At 68.2% G+C, this 16,183-nt stretch carries 13 protein-coding genes; 4 read left to right on the forward strand and 9 right to left on the reverse strand.

Annotation, left to right across the window (positions count from 1 at the left end; genetic code table 11):
* Positions 1-37: 37 nt before the first annotated feature.
* Entirely contained in the window at positions 38-1,447 is a 1,410-nt protein-coding gene (gene trmFO, locus RMO97_RS14105) for a methylenetetrahydrofolate--tRNA-(uracil(54)-C(5))-methyltransferase (FADH(2)-oxidizing) TrmFO (RefSeq protein WP_310541681.1), read from the reverse strand.
* A gap of 133 nt (positions 1,448-1,580) precedes the next feature.
* Between trmFO and RMO97_RS14110 the strand changes: the two genes are divergently transcribed.
* Positions 1,581-2,423 (forward strand): hypothetical protein, encoded by an 843-nt coding sequence (locus RMO97_RS14110; RefSeq protein WP_310541682.1) that lies wholly within the window; start codon positions 1,581-1,583, stop codon positions 2,421-2,423.
* A 19-nt stretch (positions 2,424-2,442) separates the two neighbouring features.
* Here the strand turns inward: RMO97_RS14110 and RMO97_RS14115 are convergent, their stop codons facing one another.
* From RMO97_RS14115 to RMO97_RS14130, 4 genes are all read right to left on the reverse strand, one after another.
* Entirely contained in the window at positions 2,443-3,054 is a 612-nt protein-coding gene (locus RMO97_RS14115) for a glutathione S-transferase family protein (protein ID WP_310541683.1), read from the reverse strand.
* Between the two features lie 63 nt (positions 3,055-3,117).
* Positions 3,118-6,018 carry an excinuclease ABC subunit UvrA gene (gene uvrA, locus RMO97_RS14120; RefSeq protein ID WP_310541684.1) on the reverse strand — a complete coding sequence of 967 codons (2,901 nt, stop codon included), beginning with the start codon at positions 6,016-6,018 and terminating at the stop codon, positions 3,118-3,120.
* A gap of 179 nt (positions 6,019-6,197) precedes the next feature.
* Positions 6,198-7,412: a dipeptidase gene (locus RMO97_RS14125; protein ID WP_310541685.1), complete on the reverse strand. Its 1,215-nt coding sequence runs from the start codon at positions 7,410-7,412 to the stop codon at positions 6,198-6,200.
* Between the two features lie 58 nt (positions 7,413-7,470).
* A complete protein-coding gene (locus tag RMO97_RS14130) occupies positions 7,471-8,145 on the reverse strand; it encodes a 2OG-Fe(II) oxygenase (RefSeq protein ID WP_310541686.1) in 675 nt (224 codons plus the stop codon).
* A gap of 176 nt (positions 8,146-8,321) precedes the next feature.
* On the opposite strand from RMO97_RS14130, the gene RMO97_RS14135 reads away from it, so the two are divergent.
* Complete coding sequence (locus RMO97_RS14135; protein WP_310541687.1) at positions 8,322-9,896, forward strand: ABC-F family ATP-binding cassette domain-containing protein; 1,575 nt, start codon at positions 8,322-8,324, stop codon at positions 9,894-9,896.
* 148 nt (positions 9,897-10,044) lie between these two features.
* Here RMO97_RS14135 and RMO97_RS14140 read toward each other — a convergent pair whose 3' ends face one another.
* Positions 10,045-11,205 carry an MFS transporter gene (locus RMO97_RS14140; protein WP_310541688.1) on the reverse strand — a complete coding sequence of 387 codons (1,161 nt, stop codon included), beginning with the start codon at positions 11,203-11,205 and terminating at the stop codon, positions 10,045-10,047.
* Positions 11,206-11,569: 364 nt separating this feature from the next.
* Here RMO97_RS14140 and RMO97_RS14145 point away from each other — a divergent pair, with 364 nt between their 5' ends.
* Together RMO97_RS14145 and RMO97_RS14150 are read left to right on the forward strand one after the other, a co-directional pair.
* Positions 11,570-11,899, forward strand: coding sequence for a winged helix-turn-helix domain-containing protein (locus tag RMO97_RS14145; RefSeq protein WP_310541689.1), 330 nt, complete (start codon positions 11,570-11,572; stop codon positions 11,897-11,899).
* A 9-nt stretch (positions 11,900-11,908) separates the two neighbouring features.
* Positions 11,909-12,166, forward strand: coding sequence for a hypothetical protein (locus RMO97_RS14150; protein WP_310541690.1), 258 nt, complete (start codon positions 11,909-11,911; stop codon positions 12,164-12,166).
* Between the two features lie 126 nt (positions 12,167-12,292).
* On the opposite strand, the gene nhaA is transcribed toward RMO97_RS14150, so the two are convergent.
* From nhaA to RMO97_RS14165, 3 genes are all read right to left on the reverse strand, one after another.
* Complete coding sequence (gene nhaA, locus RMO97_RS14155; RefSeq protein WP_310541691.1) at positions 12,293-13,465, reverse strand: Na+/H+ antiporter NhaA; 1,173 nt, start codon at positions 13,463-13,465, stop codon at positions 12,293-12,295.
* 123 nt (positions 13,466-13,588) lie between these two features.
* Positions 13,589-14,422, reverse strand: coding sequence for a hypothetical protein (locus RMO97_RS14160; protein WP_310541692.1), 834 nt, complete (start codon positions 14,420-14,422; stop codon positions 13,589-13,591).
* Between the two features lie 93 nt (positions 14,423-14,515).
* Positions 14,516-16,183: TonB-dependent receptor (locus RMO97_RS14165; RefSeq protein ID WP_310541693.1), on the reverse strand; the 1,668-nt coding region annotated here is incomplete at its 5' end.

The following is a 16,183-nucleotide window of genomic DNA, read 5'->3' on the forward strand; positions in this document are numbered from 1 at the left end:
TCTCTTCCTGGCCGTCGCGCGCGGCAGGGTCTGAGGCCTATTCGGCGGCGACTCGCGTCTCGCCCGTGAGCCAGGTCTCCAGGTCCGCCAAGGCCCGCTCGCCCACCGCCAGCTTCTTCCCGCGCGACTTCTCCTTGGCGCCCAGGCGGCGGCCGGTCTCGTCGCGCTTGGCGACGCTCTCGACCGGTGGCAACAGGCCGTAGTTGATGTTCATGGGCTGGAACGAGCCCTTGCCGCCTTCCAGATGGCCGCCAGTGATGTGCCCCACCAGGGCCCCGATGGCCGTGGTGGCGGGCGGCGCCTCGATCGGCGAGCCCAGGCGCTCGGCGGCGGCAAGGCGGCCGGCAAGCAAGCCCATGGCCGCGCTCTCCACATAGCCTTCGACGCCGGTGACCTGGCCGGCGAACCTCAGGCGAGGCTGCACCTTCAGGCGAAGCTGGGTGTCCAGCAGCTTGGGACTATTGAGGAAGGTGTTGCGGTGCAGGCCGCCGAGGCGCGCGAACACAGCCTTCTCGAGGCCCGGAATGGTGCGGAAGATGTCGGTCTGGGCCCCGTGCTTCAGCTTGGTCTGGAAGCCCACCATGTTCCACAGGGTGCCCAGCGCATTGTCCTGCCGCAGCTGGACAATGGCGTAGGCCTTTTCCTGCGGATTGTGCTCGTTGGTCAGGCCCACAGGCTTCATCGGGCCATGGCGCAGGGTCTCGCGGCCCCGCTCGGCCATCACCTCGATGGGCAGGCAGCCGTCGAAATAGGGGACGTTCTCCCAGTCCTTGAACTCGCTCTTCGGGCCCTCGAGCAGGGCGTCGATGAAGGCCTCGTACTGGTCCTTGTCCAAGGGGCAGTTGATATAGGCGGCCGCGTCGCCGCCCGGGCCTTCCTTGTCATAGCGCGACTGCCGCCAGGCGACGCCCATGTCGATGGAGTCGAAATTGATGATGGGGGCGATGGCGTCGAAGAACGAGAGTTCGCCCTCGCCGGTCAGGGACAGGATGGCCTCGGAGAGAGCCGGGGAGGTGAGGGGGCCGGTGGCCACGATGACGCTGTCCCAATCGGCGGGCGGCAGGCCCGCCACTTCCTCGCGCGCGATGGTCACATTGGCATGAGCCTCCAGGCGGGCGGTGACCGCCTGGGAGAAGCCGTCACGGTCGACGGCCAGGGCGCCGCCGGCCGGCACCTGGTGAGCATCGCCACAGGACATGATGATGGAGTCCAGCCGGCGCATCTCGGCGTGCAGCAGGCCCACGGCGTTGGCGGTCCAGTCGTCGGCCCGGAAGGAGTTCGAACAGACCAGCTCGGCCAGGCCGTCGGTATGGTGGGCGTCGGTGCCGCGTACGGGACGCATCTCGTGCAGAATGACCGGCACGCCGGCCTGGGCGATCTGCCAGGCGGCTTCCGAACCGGCCAGGCCGCCGCCGATCACATGGACTGGGTCTATCTTGGTGCTCATGCGTGGCTAAGTAGCAACGATTGCGCCCGATCGCGAGGGAGGCCTTGCAGCGCAAGAGCCGCAACCGCAAAGATCGCAGCCAAAGGGGCGGCCGACTCGTTTGGTGTTCCAGACGGACGGCCAGAGGACAGACATGACCAAGTTTTCGCCGAGCGAGTCGGCGCTGGAAGGCTTCAGGATCACGCGCGAACGGCCAGGAACGATACTGGCCTGGAGCCTGGTCTACTTCCTCGGGATCATGGTGATCGCCATGATCATGGTCATGGCGCTGGGCCCGGACTTCATCAAGTTCGTGCAGAATGGCGGGCTGGAGTCGGGCGACGCCGGCGCCTACGGCTCGGTGCTGCGGCAGCACCAGTTCGCCTTCCTGGCCATCATCGTCATCTCGATCTTCCTGCTCTCGGTCCTGATGGGCGGCATCTACCGTCTGGCCCTGCGCCCGTCGGAAAAGGGCATCGCCCATCTGAGGCTTGGCGCCGACGAGCTACGGCTCACCGTTGTGAACCTCGCCCTTTTCTCCGTGGGCGTGCTGTTCCTGGTGCTCGCCTTCGGCGCCGCCAGCCTGGGCGGTCCCTTCGGCGTGGTGGTCAGCCTGGGGCTGGCCGCGGCCATGATCTGGGCGGGGGTGCGCCTGCTGCTGGCCACACCCATGACCTTCGCCGAGCATCGCATCGCGATCTTCGACTCCTGGCGGCTCACCAAGGGCCACTTCTGGAGCCTGTTCGGGATGACCATATTGGCCATCATCTTCTACATCATGGTCTGGCTGCTCTTCAGCATCATCAGCTACGCCACCGTGGCCCTCGCAGGGGGCAACGCGGCCATCGCCAATCCCAGCAACCTGGCGCCGCTGGCCATCGTGGCCTTCATCGCCACCCTAATGGTGCAACTGCTGCTGCCCATCCTGCAGGTGGTGATGATTTATTCGCCCTTGGCCGAGGCCTATCGCGAACTGACGGGCGCTCCGCGGGGCTGAGCCCCACGGAGCTATCGCATCAAGCGTTGGCGCTAGGCCGGGCGGTGACCCGGTCGTGCCAGGCTTTCAGGTGCTCGAACTCCGGCTCCATCGGCAGACCGATCCACCCGGCGAAGTCGACGGTCGAGAGAAGGCAGATGTCGGCCATTGTGAAGGTGTCGCCCACCACGAACTGGTGACCCTCCAGCTCACGGTCCAGGTACTTCTGCGCACCCTTGTAGGTTTCGGCGTTGGATTCACCGAAGTCCTTGAACTGTGTCAGCAGAGCCGCCGTGCGGGGGTGGGCGTGGCGCCAATACATGCCGACGGGCGTCATCACGGTGAACTCGACCCGGCGAATCCACTGGTCCACCAGGGCCCGTTCCACCGGTGTCGTGCCGAACAGCGGCGGCTCGGGATTGGTCTCCTCGAGATAGCGGCAGATGGCGACGGTCTCGGAGATCGTCGTGCCGTCGTCCAGCTCCAGGGTGGGCAACTGGCCCAGCGAGTTCTTCGCGCGGAATTCCGGGCTCTTGTGCTCGCGCTTCATCATGTTGACCGGGGTCTCGGGCAGATCGATGCCCTTCTCGGCCAGGAAGATGCGCACGCGGCGGGGATTGGGGGCGGGGTTGGGCGCGCCGTAGAGCTTCATGGGTCGACTCCAATGATCAAAACAATGGAACGACGCTATTTCAAACGGATGTTTGAGGGAAGCCTAAGCGTTCACCAGCTTCTTCACCCGCGCCTTGCGGCGGTCTTCGTGACGCTTGAGGACTTCGGCGAGGTAGCGGCCGGTCCAGCTCTTGGAATTGGCGGCCACCTGCTCCGGCGTCCCCTGGGCCACGATCTCGCCGCCGCCATCGCCGCCCTCAGGACCGAAGTCGACGATCCAGTCGGCGGTTTTCACGACGTCGAGATTGTGCTCGATGACCACCATGGTGTTGCCCTGGTCGGCCAACTCATGGAGCACCTCCAGCAGCTTTTTCACGTCCTCGAAGTGCAGGCCGGTGGTGGGTTCGTCGAGGATGTAGAGGGTCTTGCCGGTGGCCTTGCGCGACAGCTCCTTGGAGAGCTTCACGCGCTGGGCCTCGCCCCCTGAAAGGGTGGTGGCCGATTGGCCGACCTGGACGTAGCCCAGGCCAACCTTCTTCAGTGTATCCATCTTGTCGCGCACCGGCGGCACGGCCTTGAAGAAGTCTGCGGCCTCCTCGACAGTCATGTCCAGGACGTCGGAGATCGACTTGCCCTTGAACAGCACCTCTAGGGTCTCGCGGTTGTAGCGCTTGCCGTGGCAGACATCGCAGGTGACGTAGACGTCGGGCAGGAAGTGCATCTCGATCTTGATCAGCCCGTCGCCCTGGCAGGCCTCGCAGCGGCCGCCCTTGACGTTGAAGCTGAAGCGACCCGGCCCATAGCCGCGGGCCTTGGACTCCGGGAGCCCCGCGAACCAGTCGCGGATCGGCTGGAAGGCGCCGGTGTAGGTGGCCGGGTTGGAGCGCGGGGTGCGGCCGATGGGCGACTGGTCGATGTCGATGACCTTGTCGAACATCTCCAGCCCCTCGATGCGGTCGTGGGGGGCGGGCGCGTCGGAGGCGTTGTGCAGGCGCCTGGCGGCGGCCTTGTAGAGGGTCTCGATGGTGAAGGTGGACTTGCCGCCCCCCGACACCCCGGTGATGCAGGTGAAGGTCCCCGCCGGGATCTCGCCGGTGACATTCTTTAGGTTGTTGCCGGTGGCGCCAATGACGCGCAGCACCTTCTTCTTGGAGATCGGGCGGCGGTCCTGAGGCACCTCGATCTCGCGCGCGCCCGACAGGTACTGGCCGGTGATGCTCTTGGGGTTGGCCATCACCTGGGCGGCGGTGCCCTCGGCGATGATCTCGCCGCCGTGGATGCCGGCGGCGGGGCCCATGTCGATGACGTAGTCGGCGGTCATGATCGCCTCCTCGTCATGCTCCACCACCAGCACCGAATTGCCGAGGTCGCGCAGGCCCTTGAGGCTGGTGAGCAGCCGTGTGTTGTCGCGCTGGTGCAGGCCGATGCTGGGTTCGTCCAGCACGTAGAGCACACCGGTCAGGCCTGAGCCGATCTGGCTCGCCAGGCGGATGCGCTGGCTCTCGCCGCCCGACAGCGTGCCCGACGCGCGGCTGAGGTTGAGATAGTCCAGGCCGACGTTCACCAGGAACCGCAGGCGATCATTGATCTCCTTCAAGATCCGCCGCGCGATCTCCATCTGCTTGTCGGTGAGGCTGCTCTCGAGCGCCGTGAACCACTCCTCGGCGTGGCGGATCGACAGCCGCGAGACCTGGCCCACGTGCTGGCCGGAGATCTTCACCGCCAGGCTCTCCGGCTTCAGGCGATAGCCTTCGCAGGCCTCGCAGGGTGTCTCCGACTGATAGCGGCCCAGCTCTTCACGCACCCAGGCGCTGTCGGTTTCCCGCCAGCGGCGCTCCAGGTTCGGCAGCACGCCCTCGAAGGTCTTGTTGACCTCGTACTTCCGGGCGTTGTCGTCGTAGATGAACTTGATCTTGTCGGCGCCCGATCCGTAGAGGACCACCTTCCTGGCCTGCTCCGGCAGCTGGTAGAACGGCTCGTCCATCGAGAAGCCGTAGTGCCGCGACAGGGCCTGCAGAGTCTGGGTGTAGAGGGGCGAGGGGCCCTTGGACCACGGCGCGATTGCGCCCTTGTGCAGGGACTTGTCCTTGTCCGGCACGATGGTGTCAGCGTCGAAGGCCAGCTTCATCCCCAGGCCGTCGCAGACCGGGCAGGCGCCATACGGGTTGTTGAACGAGAACAGCCGCGGCTCGATCTCGCTGATCGTGAAGCCCGAGACCGGGCAGGCGAACTTCTCGGAGAACAGCAAGCGCCGCGGCTCGGCCTCGCCCTCGGCCTTGTCGGCCCATTCGGCCACGGCGATGCCGTCGGCGAGCTTCAGCGCGGTCTCCAGGCTGTCGGCATAGCGGCCCTCGAGGCCAGCCTTGGTCACCAGACGGTCCACCACGATGTCGATGTCGTGCTTGAACTTCTTGTCGAGGACCGGCGCGTCCTCGATCGGGAAGAACTCCCCGTCGATCTTCAGCCGCTGGAAGCCGGCCCGCTGCCACTCGGCGATCTCCTTGCGGTACTCGCCCTTGCGGCCGCGGATCACCGGGGCCAGCAGGTAGAGGCGCTCGCCCTCGGGCCGGGCGGTGAGCTTGTCGACCATCATGGAGACGGTCTGGCTCTCGATGGGCAGGCCGGTGGCCGGCGAGTAGGGGACGCCCACGCGGGCCCACAGCAGGCGCATGTAGTCGTGGATTTCGGTGACCGTGCCGACCGTGGAGCGCGGGTTGCGACTGGTGGTCTTCTGCTCGATGGAGATGGCGGGCGACAGGCCCTCGATCAGGTCCACGTCCGGCTTGGACATCAGCTCCAGGAACTGGCGGGCATAGGCCGACAGGCTCTCGACGTAGCGCCGCTGGCCCTCGGCGTAGATGGTGTCGAAAGCGAGCGAGCTCTTTCCGGACCCCGACAGCCCGGTGATCACCACCAGTTCGCCGCGCGGAATGTCGACGCTGACGTCTTTTAGATTGTGCTCACGTGCGCCGCGCACGCGGATGAAGTTCAGCTGTTCGGCCATGTTGTCCTGAAACGCTCTTCACCCGCCGAGGGTCTCGGCGGGACCGCTTAATGTAGTGAACGGACTCACGGATAACATAGGAACAATCTGGGAACAAATGTCGCAGGACACCGGTTTCCGCGTCCCCGTGGCCGCCCACGGAGCCTAACGCGCCAACTGCCAAAATCTGTCAGCAGCGATCACTTGGCCGTGCGGGCGTCGGCGGCGGCCTTGAGTACGCGCAGGGCGTTGCCGCCCCAGACCTTGGCCACGTCGTCCTTGGAATAACCGGCCGAGATCAGGCGCTCGGTGATGCTGGGATAGTCGGTGACGTCTTCCAGGCCCGCGATGCCGCCGCCTCCGTCGAAGTCGCCGGAGACCCCGACGTGGTCGATCCCGGCCACCTCGATGGCATGCAGCATGTGCTTCATGAAGTCGTCGAGGTTGGCGCGGGGCACCGGCCACTTGGCGTCGATGGCCTTGCGCCCTTCGAGGAAGGCCTTGCGCTGGGCCGGCGTCATCTCGCGGCCGCTGGCGCCGATGGACTTCATCAGGTCAGCCATGGCGGCGTCCCGCTCGGGGATCTTCGGCTGGGCGATCATGTAGTTGGAGAAGGCGTTGATCTGGATGACTCCGCCCTTGGCGGCCAGGGCCTTCAGCCGGGTGTCGTCGATGTTTCGGGGGTGGTCGAAGATGGCCTTGAGGCCCGAGTGCGACAGGATCAACGGGGTCGTGGAGAGCGCGATCATCTGGTCCAGGACCTCGTCGGAGGCATGGCTGGCGTCCAGAAGAACGCCCAGCCGGTTGGCCTCGGCGACGAAGGCTTTTCCCTTGTCGCTCAAGCCGTTCCACTCCTTGCCCTTGGGGTCGGTGGAGGAGTCGCCGAGGTCGTTGTTCATGAAGTGGATGGGCCCCATCATGCGGACGCCCAGCGTGTAGAAGGTCGCCATCAGGGTGAGGTCGGCCTCCACCGGCTGGCTGTTTTCCATGCTGATGAAGACCACCTTCTTGCCGGCCGCGACGATGGCGGCGGCCTCCTCGGCCTTGGTGGCCAGGGCGAATTTCGCGCCGTGCTTGGCCACCATCTGGTGGATCTCCACGGCCCGCAGCAGGGCCGCGTCACGGGCCTTGGCGTCGCCCTCCGGCGTGCGGGCGCCCTGGGGGGTGAAGATGGCGTAGAAGCCGCCGTCGACCCCGCCCTCCACCATGCGCGGATAGTCCACCTGGCTGCCGTCGGCCTCCACCGAGTGGCGGTGCATGATGTCCCAGCCGGGGCGATGGAAGTTGGCCGGGGTGTCGAAGTGGGTGTCCAGCACGATGGCCGCCTTGTGGGCCTCGGCGGCGGGGGTGGCCGACAGCGCGGGCAGGGCGCAGGAGGCCCACAGGATCACGAGCGGAACAGTCAAACGGTGCAAGGCGGCTCTCCCAACTGAAGGGCCCAAGCCTTCGCCGTTCCGGGCCCCAAGGCAAGGCTCAAGCCGCGTCGTGGAAGATGATCCCGAGGGTATGGCGCTGGCCGCTACGCAGGCGGCTGACGCCGTGGCGCATGCTCACGCGGTAGGCGCCGCGGGTCCCCTGGACCGGGCGGTGGTGGACGGCGAAGACCACGGCGTCGCCCTGGCGCAGGGGCACGACCTCGGCGCGGGACTGCATGCGAGGCCGTTGTTCCGTCAGGACAAATTCGCCGCCGATGAAGTCCTGGCCGGGCTCCGACAGCAGGACGGCGACCTGCAGGGGGAAGACGTGCTCGCCGTAGAGGTCCTGGTGCAGGCAGTTGTAGTCGCCAGGGCCGTACTGGAGCAGCAGCGGGGTGGGGCGGACCTGGCCGGCGGCGTGGCAGCGGTCGAGGAATTCCTTGTGCTGCAAGGGGTAGCGGACGGCTATGCCCATCGTCTCGTTCCAGCGGTTGGCGGCCTCCACCAGCTGGGGATAGATGGCCTCGCGCAGGGCCGCGACGGGGTCCGGCAGGGGGTAGCTGAAGTAGCGGTACTCGCCCTGGCCAAAGCCGTGGCGGCCCATGATCACCCGGCTGCGGAAGCCCTCCTCGCTGGGGTAGAGGGCGGCCAGGTCGCGGCAGGCGGCAGGGGTCAGGATGCCGGGGATGACGGCGCAGCCGTAGCGGTCGAGGTCGGACATGTCGGTGGTCATGGATGGAGGAGTCGGGCCTTTCCGCCCCTCGCTCAAGGGGTCCAGCGCATGCCGGGTCCGGATTGCGCGAGGGCGGGCCGGGGCCTATCCTCGGGGGCTCAGAAGGAGCCTGACGACCATGCGCATGCCGACGGAACGCCGCCTCGTCCCGAACGCCAACGCCCCCAAGGTCGCCCATGCCCGCCCATCTGACACTCGAGCGTCTTTCCTACGCAACGCCTGACGGCGTAAGCCTTTTCGACAATCTGAACCTCGCCTTCGGGGCCGAACGCACCGGGCTCGTCGGGCGCAACGGCGTGGGCAAGACCACGTTGCTGCGGCTGATCACCGGGGAGCTGGCGCCGGCCGCTGGGTCGGTGACCGTGCGGGGCAGGATCGGGGTCCTGCGCCAGGCGATGAGCCCGCCCGACGGGGCCACGGTTGCAGACCTGCTGGGGGTGCGGGCCGACATTGACCGGTTAGTGGCCATCGAGGAGTCGCGCGGTTCCGAGGACGACTTCGCCAACGCCTTGTGGGACCTGGATTCCCGCATCGAGCAGGCCCTGGCGGCGGTGGGCATGGCTGGCCAACATGTGGACCGTGAGGCCGCCACCTTGAGCGGCGGGGAGGCGACGCGCCTGGCCCTGGCCGGGCTGCTGATCACCCAGCCGGACCTGATCCTGCTGGACGAGCCCACCAACAACCTGGACGCCGAGGCCCGGGCCATGGTGGCGCGCGTGCTGCACGGCTGGAAGGGCGGCGCCATCGTGGTCAGCCACGACCGCGCCCTGCTGCGGGAGATGGACCGGATCGTCGAGCTGTCGGGCCTGGGCGCCAAGGTCTATGGCGGAAACTACGACCTCTATCTGGAGCGCAAGGCCCAGGAGGAGGCCGCCGCCGAGCAGGGGTTGGCCAGCGCCGAGCGCACGGTGGCGAGGGTCGCGCGCGAGGCGCAGGGGGCGCGGGAGAAGAAGGCGCGGCGCGACGCGGCGGGCAAGCGGTTCGCAGCCTCCGGCAGCGCGCCGAAGATCCTGCTGGGGGCCATGGCCGAGCGGGCGGAAAACTCCGGGGCCCGCGAGGGGCAGCTGGCGGAGAAGCTTGCGCAACAGGCGGGCGCCGAGCTGGCGGAGGCCCAGGGGAAGGTGGAACGGCTGCGGCGGCTGGCATTCGACTTGCCGCCCTCAGGTCTGCCGGCGGGGAAGGGGGTGCTGGCCTTCGAGGACGTGACCTTCGCCCATTCGGCCGGGCCGTTGTTGGCCTTCGATTTCCGCATGACCGGCCCCGAGCGGGTGGCGGTGACCGGACCGAACGGGGCGGGCAAGACGACGCTGATCCGGCTGGCGACCGGCGCGCTTGAACCGGTGTCCGGGCGGGTGAGCCTGGGCGTGCGGGCCGCGCTGTTGGACCAGAAGACCGCAATGCTGCGGGACGACGAGACCCTGGTGGCGGCGTTCCGGCGGCTCAATCCGACGGCCACCGACAACGCGGCCCGCGCGGCCCTGGCGCGGTTCCTGTTCCGCAATGTGGCCGGCGACAAGCGGGTGGGGTCGCTCAGCGGCGGCGAGCGGCTGCGGGCGGCCCTGGCCTGCGTGCTGTGCGCCGAGCAGCCGCCACAGCTGATGATCCTGGACGAACCCAGCAACCACCTGGACCTGGACTCGCTGGCGGCGATAGAGGCCGCGCTGCGGGGCTATGACGGGGCGCTGCTGGTGGTGAGCCACGACCGGGACTTCCTGGAGGCGATCGGAGTGGAGCGGGAGGTGGCGCTTTAGTTTCCGCTCATCCCGGCGAAGGCCGGGACCGAGGTGAAACCCACTCCGATCTCAGGCGAGCCCAAGGGCGGAGGCTGACGATCTGCTGACGCCCTGGGTGGATCTGGGTCCCGGCCGTCGCCGGGATGAGCGGAATTTGAGAGGTCTTTCAACCCGACCCCGCAAGGGGAGAAGAAAGGCTCCCGAAGTAGCGCCACAGCAGCGTGAACCCGGCGGCCACGGCCGGCAGGGCCAGCAGGATCGGGACGCTGAGCGGGGCGCCGAGGCTGACCAGAGCCGCGGCGGTCACGCAGGCGCCGGCGCAGCCGATGTCCCAGCCGCCCTCGGTCACCATGTGGAAGCGGAAGGGGCAGGGCGACGCCTTGGCGAGGGTATAGGCGGCCGCGCCGAGGGGCGGCAGCAGCAGGGGCATGAGTACGGCGCCCAGGGCGTGGGCGATGACGGCCAGCCAGGGGGTGGGCAGGCTGCCGGCCCGCAGGATCACGATGGCGACGGCCACGGAATAGGCGATCAGCACGGTGCGCCGTCCGCCGCCGCCGTCCACGTGGCGGCCGACCCAGAGGCCGAAGCTGGCGCCGACCAGGCCGGCCAGGGCCATGGCCCCGCCATAGGCCGCGATACTCTCGCCCAGGCTGAGGAAGAGGCCGATCTCCCAGACGAAGAAGTAGCAGGCGTCGAACCAACCATCGACCACCAGCAGGGCGAACGCGAGCTTGGCGGCGCGCAGGGCGCCCGGCGCCTGGGCCACGACGCTCATGTTGGGCAGGCCCAGCAGGGGCAGGGCGGCCAGCGCCTGGACCACCGCGATCCCGGCGAAGGCCCAGCGTGGCCCGAGCGTCAGCAGGGCCCAGGTCCCCAGCAGAGGCGAGGCGATGCTGAGCACGGCGATGAAGGCCTCCCGCGCCGCGACCTGGTGGCCGCGATGCTCGTCGTCCCCCAGCATGGCGAAATAGGTGTTGTAGGCCAGCCAGTAGGTCAGCTCGGCCAGCGCCGTGACAGCCAGCAGGGCGATGAGAGCCGCGTCGATCCCACGGACCTCCGCCAGCAGGGGGAAGCGCAGGGCCAGCATCAGGGTCCCGGCGATCAGCAGTGGCTTGAGCCCGAAGCGGATGGCGAGCGGCAGCACGAGAGGCCGCAGGGCGAAGCGGAGGGTGACGATGGCCGCCTGGGCCAGCAGGGCGTGGGGGACCGAGACGCCCGCCTTCAGCAGCAGGACGAAGAAGAAGATGCTGCCGGCGCCTTGGGCCAGGGCCTGGACGCCGGAATGCAGGTTGACGCGATTGATCGCGTCATTGCGCAGAAATGCCATGAGTCACCGTGGGTCGAGATGTGTGAGTACGGGCCGCGCGTTGTGGCGCGGCGTGTGCGGTGGGGCGTTCAGCCCGCAGTGCAGCCGGTACTCATATCTCGGGGTCTTCCCTTTGGTGGGGGGAAGGTGGCTGAGAGAACGGGGGTTGGCAAGGGGGGTTTGGCGGGATGGGGGCCGACCCCCAACCGCTCATCCCGGCGAAGGCCGGGACCCAGGTGAAGCCCGCTCCGATCTCACGTTGAAGCCAGGTAGGCGCGAAGGGGCAACCCCGTCCGCCATGGATGAATCTGGGTCCCGGCCTTCGCCGGGATGAGCGGGTTCTAAAGCGCTTGACTCACTGACATGCGTCAGGTAATTCTTACACATGAAAGAGAGCCTACCCACTTCGGGAGACGCGCTGCTGGCGCAGTTGGCGGCCCTGGCCAATCCGCATCGGTTGCGCATCGTCGCGGCCCTGCACCAGGGCGGGCGCCAGTATGTCAGCCAGCTGGCGCGGGAGATCGGCATCAGCCGGCCCCTGCTGCACCTGCACCTGGCCAAGCTGGAGGAGGCGGGCCTGGTCGCGAGCCAGCTGGAGCTGTCGGCCGAGGGCAAGGCGCTGAACTACTTCGAGGCGTCCGACTTCGCCTTGAGCCTCACACCGGCGGCCATCGCCATCGCGGCGGCCAGCCTGACCCCCAAATCCGAGACCTGAGAGACCCCCATGGAAACCCCCGTCTATTTCGCCAGCCTCGGCCTGATCTTCGCCACCATCCTCGGCGTCTTCGCCATGCGCTACATGGCCAGCGTCACCCAGGCCCGCGCCCGGCTGACCGAGGACAACGCCTATCGGCTGATCGCCGAGAAGGCGGTGGCCACCCAGGCCGAAACCGCCGCGGCGCTGGACTCGATGTCGGCCACGTTGGCGGACGTCCGCACCCGGCTGGCCTCGGTGGAGAAGATGCTGAAGGACGTCGGCTGATGGGCGAGCTGATCGTCACGCTCTTCCTGGGCGGCGAGGTCTGGCTGTCGCTCGACGCGGCCTGGGTGCGCGAGGTCGTGAGCCTGGTGCGCGCGGCTTCGGCCTGCGCGGGCTGAGGCCGCGCCCTCAGCCCGGTGGGCGGGCCGGCGCCTTGCGCAGGATGGCCCAGCCCAGCAGGGCCGAGAGCAGAGATCCGGCCAGGACGCCAAGCTTGGTGGCCTCCTGCAGGTCCGGGTCGTTGAAGGCCAGCAGGCCGATGAACAGGCTCATGGTGAAGCCGATGCCGCAGAGCACCGCCACGCCATAGACCTGCCGCCAGGTGGCGCGCGCCGGCCGCTCGGCCCAGCCCAGGGCGACCAGCAGCCAGACCGAGCCGAAGACGCCGATCTGCTTGCCCAGGAACAGGCCCGCCGCCACGCCCAGCGGCACGGGCGCCAGCAGGGCCCCGAAGTTGAGGCCCGCGAAAGAGATCCCCGCATTGGCGAAGCCGAAGATCGGCACCACTGCGAAGGCCACCCAGGGCTGGATGGCGTGTTCCAGCCGGTGCAGGGGCGACAGGGCGTCGTCCGGCGCGCCCGGCGACCGCCGCAATGGGATGGTGAGGGCGAGCGCCACCCCGGCCAGGGTGGCGTGGACCCCCGACTGCAGGGTCAGCCACCAGAGCACCGCGCCCACCACCAGGTAGGGGGCGAGCATCGTGACCTTCATGCGGTTGAGCGCAATCAGGGCGGCCAGGGCCACGCCGGCGCCGGCCAGGGCCCAGACCGCCAGGTCGGAGGTGTAGAAGAAGGCGATGATCAGCACCGCGCCCAGGTCATCGATGATGGCCAGGGCGGTGAGGAAGACCTTCAGCGAAACGGGAACCCGCGAGCCCAGCAAGGAAAGGATGCCGAGCGCGAAGGCGATGTCGGTGGCCGCGGGGATCGCCCAGCCGTGCACGGTGGTGGCGTCGCCGCCTTGGAAGGCCAGATAGACCAGGGCCGGGACCAGCATGCCGCCGGCCGCCGCGACGCCCGGCAGGATGCGCCGGGGCCAGGTGGAGAGCTCGCCGTCCACCACCTCGCGCTTGATCTCCAGCCCCACCAGCAGGAAGAACACGGCCATCAGGCCGTCATTGATCCAGTGCAGCACGTCCAGGCCGGCGACGGGGGTGTGCAGGGCGGCGAAATAGGCGTTGGCCAGCGGCGAATTGGCCACCACCAGGGCTAGGGCCGCCACCCCCATCAGCACCAGCCCGCCGGCGGCGCCGCTCTGGAAGAAGCTGCGCAGGACGGAGGGGGGACGGCGTGTCGAGGTCATGTCGGATTCGCGATGTGGATGTCGCGGTCTGAATAGCAGGCGGGGCGCGGGGAGGCGCGGGTAAGCGGCGCCGGGGGTGGTGAACACCTCGTGAGGGGGAAAGGGGCGCCGAGCGGCGTCTCGCTATTTCCCCAAGACCCGCATCGCCAGGATCTCGCGGGTGCGGCGGGTGATGCCGTAGAGCATGCCGGGCTGGCTCTCGTCCCAGTCGACGGCCTGGCCCTCGGCGTCCATGCCGATGGTCGCGGTGTGCTCGAGGACTCCGCCGCCGGCCGGGAGGGCCATGACATAGAGTTCGGGATGGTCGTGGCCGCTGAGGTACAGGCGCCCGTCCGGGCCCCAGCCGCCGCCGGAGACGCTCATCGGGGCGACGCGGGCCAGGACCGTGGCGGGGAGGGCCCAGGCCTCAAGCCTGCGCCACTGGTCGTCGAACTTCACCAGGGTCGTATGGCGGTGGTCGCGAGGCGGCTCGCCGCCCCGGCCGTCATAGTTGGCGAACATGGCCCACCAGGCGCCGTCGTGGCGGTCGACCCAGGTGATGGAGCCCGTGCCGAGGCCCAGAGCCACGCTGCGGCGATGGGCCAGGGTCTGGGGATCGAAGAATTCCACCGTGCTGACCTGGGGCGTGGCCGGGAAGTTGGAGCTGGCGCAGACCAGGTCCTTGGCGATCAGGGCGCAGGAATTGATGTGAGGGAAGCGGGCCTTGTCGCCGGTCCACTCCGCGCGCTTTTCGCCGGTGGCCTTGTCGTAGCGGACCAGGCGGAAGTTGCTGACCGCGTAGACGTCCCGGGGCCCCACCGCGGCGCCCTGGGTGGCGGCGCTGGCGTAGCGGCGCAGGGTCGGGGCCTGGGAGGCGAAGGCTGGGGCCTGCGTGGCCGCGGCCCCTTGAACAGCCGCCGCCGGATCGGCGAGGGCGGCGGCCAGCGAAGCCAGGCCGGCGAAAAAGGCGGTCAGCATGCGGTCACCCCTGGATCACGATGACCTTGGATCGAAGCGATCCAAGGTCATGAATTGTGATCGATTGCTTAGGCTTAGAGCGAGATCGAAGCCCTAGAAGTTCATCGCCGCGCCGATCCAGTAGGTGCGGCCGTAGTTGGCCCACTCCTGCAGGTACTTGCGGCCCGGCCCCGTGACTTCCTGGCGGCCGGTGTTGGAGAGGTTCTGGCCCTCGGCGAAGATGGTCAGGTTGTCGTTGAAGCGCCAGGAGATGCTGGCGTCGAAGAGGTGACGGCCCTTCCAGTACTGGTCTGAATTGGAGTTGGCGTCGTTGATGGTCTCCAGCTGGCCGCCGATATAGTTGTGCGACACCCGGGCCTCGAAGGGACCGCGCTGGTAATAGATGCTCTCGTTGGTGGTGATCTCCGGCTGCTGGAACAGGCCGGTGACACGGGGGCCGGCCGAGGTGCGGAAGGTGAACTCGGTGTCCAGCCAGGTCAGGTTGCCGTTGAAGCCGAAGCCGTCGAAGGGCTCCGGCAGGAAGGTGAAGGCCTGCTGGACGGCGAACTCCACGCCCTTGATCTTGGCCTTCTCGGCGTTGCGCGGTGTGGCGACAATGACGTCTTCCCGACCGCGGCCGACATCCAGGCTCTCGGTGGAGGTGAGCGTGAAGATCTCGTTCTTGATGTCCTTGGAGAACACCGCCAGCGAGATCAGGCCGTCCTGCGGGTAGAACTCCACCGACAGGTCGAAGCCCTGGCTTTCGCGGGCCTCGAGGCCGGGATTGCCGCGCGCCAGGCGGGGCGTGGCGCCGGTGAGATCGAGGGTCTCGCCACCGCCCAGCGAGCTGAAGTCGGGGCGGCCGATGGTGTTGGTCCAGGCGGCGCGGACGATCAGGTCTTCCCGCGCATTCCACTGCAGGTGGGCGCTGGGGAGCCAGTTGCCGTACTCGCCCGAATTGCTGACCGGGGTCAGCACGCCGGCGGTGCTGCGGACCGCGTCGGATTCGACCTTGGTGCGCTCATAGCGCAGGCCGCCCAGCAGGGTCAGGTCGCCGATCTTGTAGCTGACCTGACCATAGCCGGCGTAGATGTCTTCCTTGACCTCGTAGTCGCCGGTGGGCGGGTTGGTGGCGGTGGTGAAGCGTGACCGGTTGGCGTTGAAGAAAGCCATGGCCTCGTCGGCGCCGATGCGCGGGGTGACCCGGTAGCGGTCGGCGATGATCTCGCTGGGGCCTGCGGTGTCGACCTCGGCCAGGGTGTAGATGAAGCCCGTGCCGGCGCGGTAGTTGATCTGGGTGGACATGAACTCCCGCTGGGTGGAGCGCAGGACGGCGCCGAACTTGGCCTTCAGGTTGCGGTCTTCCGCCTCGTTGTCGAAGGTGAAGTTGAGGCGGGCCTGGCCGGTGGTCTCGTCGGTCTTGTCCTCGGCGTCGCGGTGCTGCTGCAGGACGTAGTTGGCCGGATTGCGCAGGTTCGCGTCGGTGACCGGGGTGAAGACCGGGAACAGCGGATTGGTGGTGTCGTAGTTGAAGGCGTAGTTCGCGGCCGCCGTGTCGACGGTGCGGAACTCCACCGAGTGGTTGGGAACCTCAAGCCCGGCGATGGAATAGATCAGGTCGCCGTCGGCCTTCCACTGGGGCGCGAAGTCCCAGGCGAAGCCGGTGCGGGCCAGGCCGATCTCACGCCGGGTGATCGGCTGGTTCAGCTGAATGGTGCCGCGCCCGCGGGCGAAGAAGCCGCTGGTGGGGGTCTGGGACGCGACATTGCCCAGGGGCTCGAT

The organism is Phenylobacterium sp. (assembly GCF_031425575.1).
GTDB lineage: Bacteria > Pseudomonadota > Alphaproteobacteria > Caulobacterales > Caulobacteraceae > Phenylobacterium.

Bases quoted from the DNA above. Each gene is read 5' to 3' on its own strand.
- trmFO (WP_310541681.1), bottom strand. From the start codon at position 1,447: ATGAGCACCAAGATAGACCCAGTCCATGTGATCGGCGGCGGCCTGGCC.
- RMO97_RS14110 (WP_310541682.1), top strand. From the start codon at position 1,581: ATGACCAAGTTTTCGCCGAGCGAGTCGGCGCTGGAAGGCTTCAGGATC.
- RMO97_RS14115 (WP_310541683.1), bottom strand. From the start codon at position 3,054: ATGAAGCTCTACGGCGCGCCCAACCCCGCCCCCAATCCCCGCCGCGTG.
- uvrA (WP_310541684.1), bottom strand. From the start codon at position 6,018: ATGGCCGAACAGCTGAACTTCATCCGCGTGCGCGGCGCACGTGAGCAC.
- RMO97_RS14130 (WP_310541686.1), bottom strand. From the start codon at position 8,145: ATGACCACCGACATGTCCGACCTCGACCGCTACGGCTGCGCCGTCATC.
- RMO97_RS14135 (WP_310541687.1), top strand. From the start codon at position 8,322: ATGCCCGCCCATCTGACACTCGAGCGTCTTTCCTACGCAACGCCTGAC.
- RMO97_RS14140 (WP_310541688.1), bottom strand. From the start codon at position 11,205: ATGGCATTTCTGCGCAATGACGCGATCAATCGCGTCAACCTGCATTCC.
- RMO97_RS14145 (WP_310541689.1), top strand. From the start codon at position 11,570: ATGAAAGAGAGCCTACCCACTTCGGGAGACGCGCTGCTGGCGCAGTTG.
- RMO97_RS14150 (WP_310541690.1), top strand. From the start codon at position 11,909: ATGGAAACCCCCGTCTATTTCGCCAGCCTCGGCCTGATCTTCGCCACC.
- nhaA (WP_310541691.1), bottom strand. From the start codon at position 13,465: ATGACCTCGACACGCCGTCCCCCCTCCGTCCTGCGCAGCTTCTTCCAG.
- RMO97_RS14160 (WP_310541692.1), bottom strand. From the start codon at position 14,422: ATGCTGACCGCCTTTTTCGCCGGCCTGGCTTCGCTGGCCGCCGCCCTC.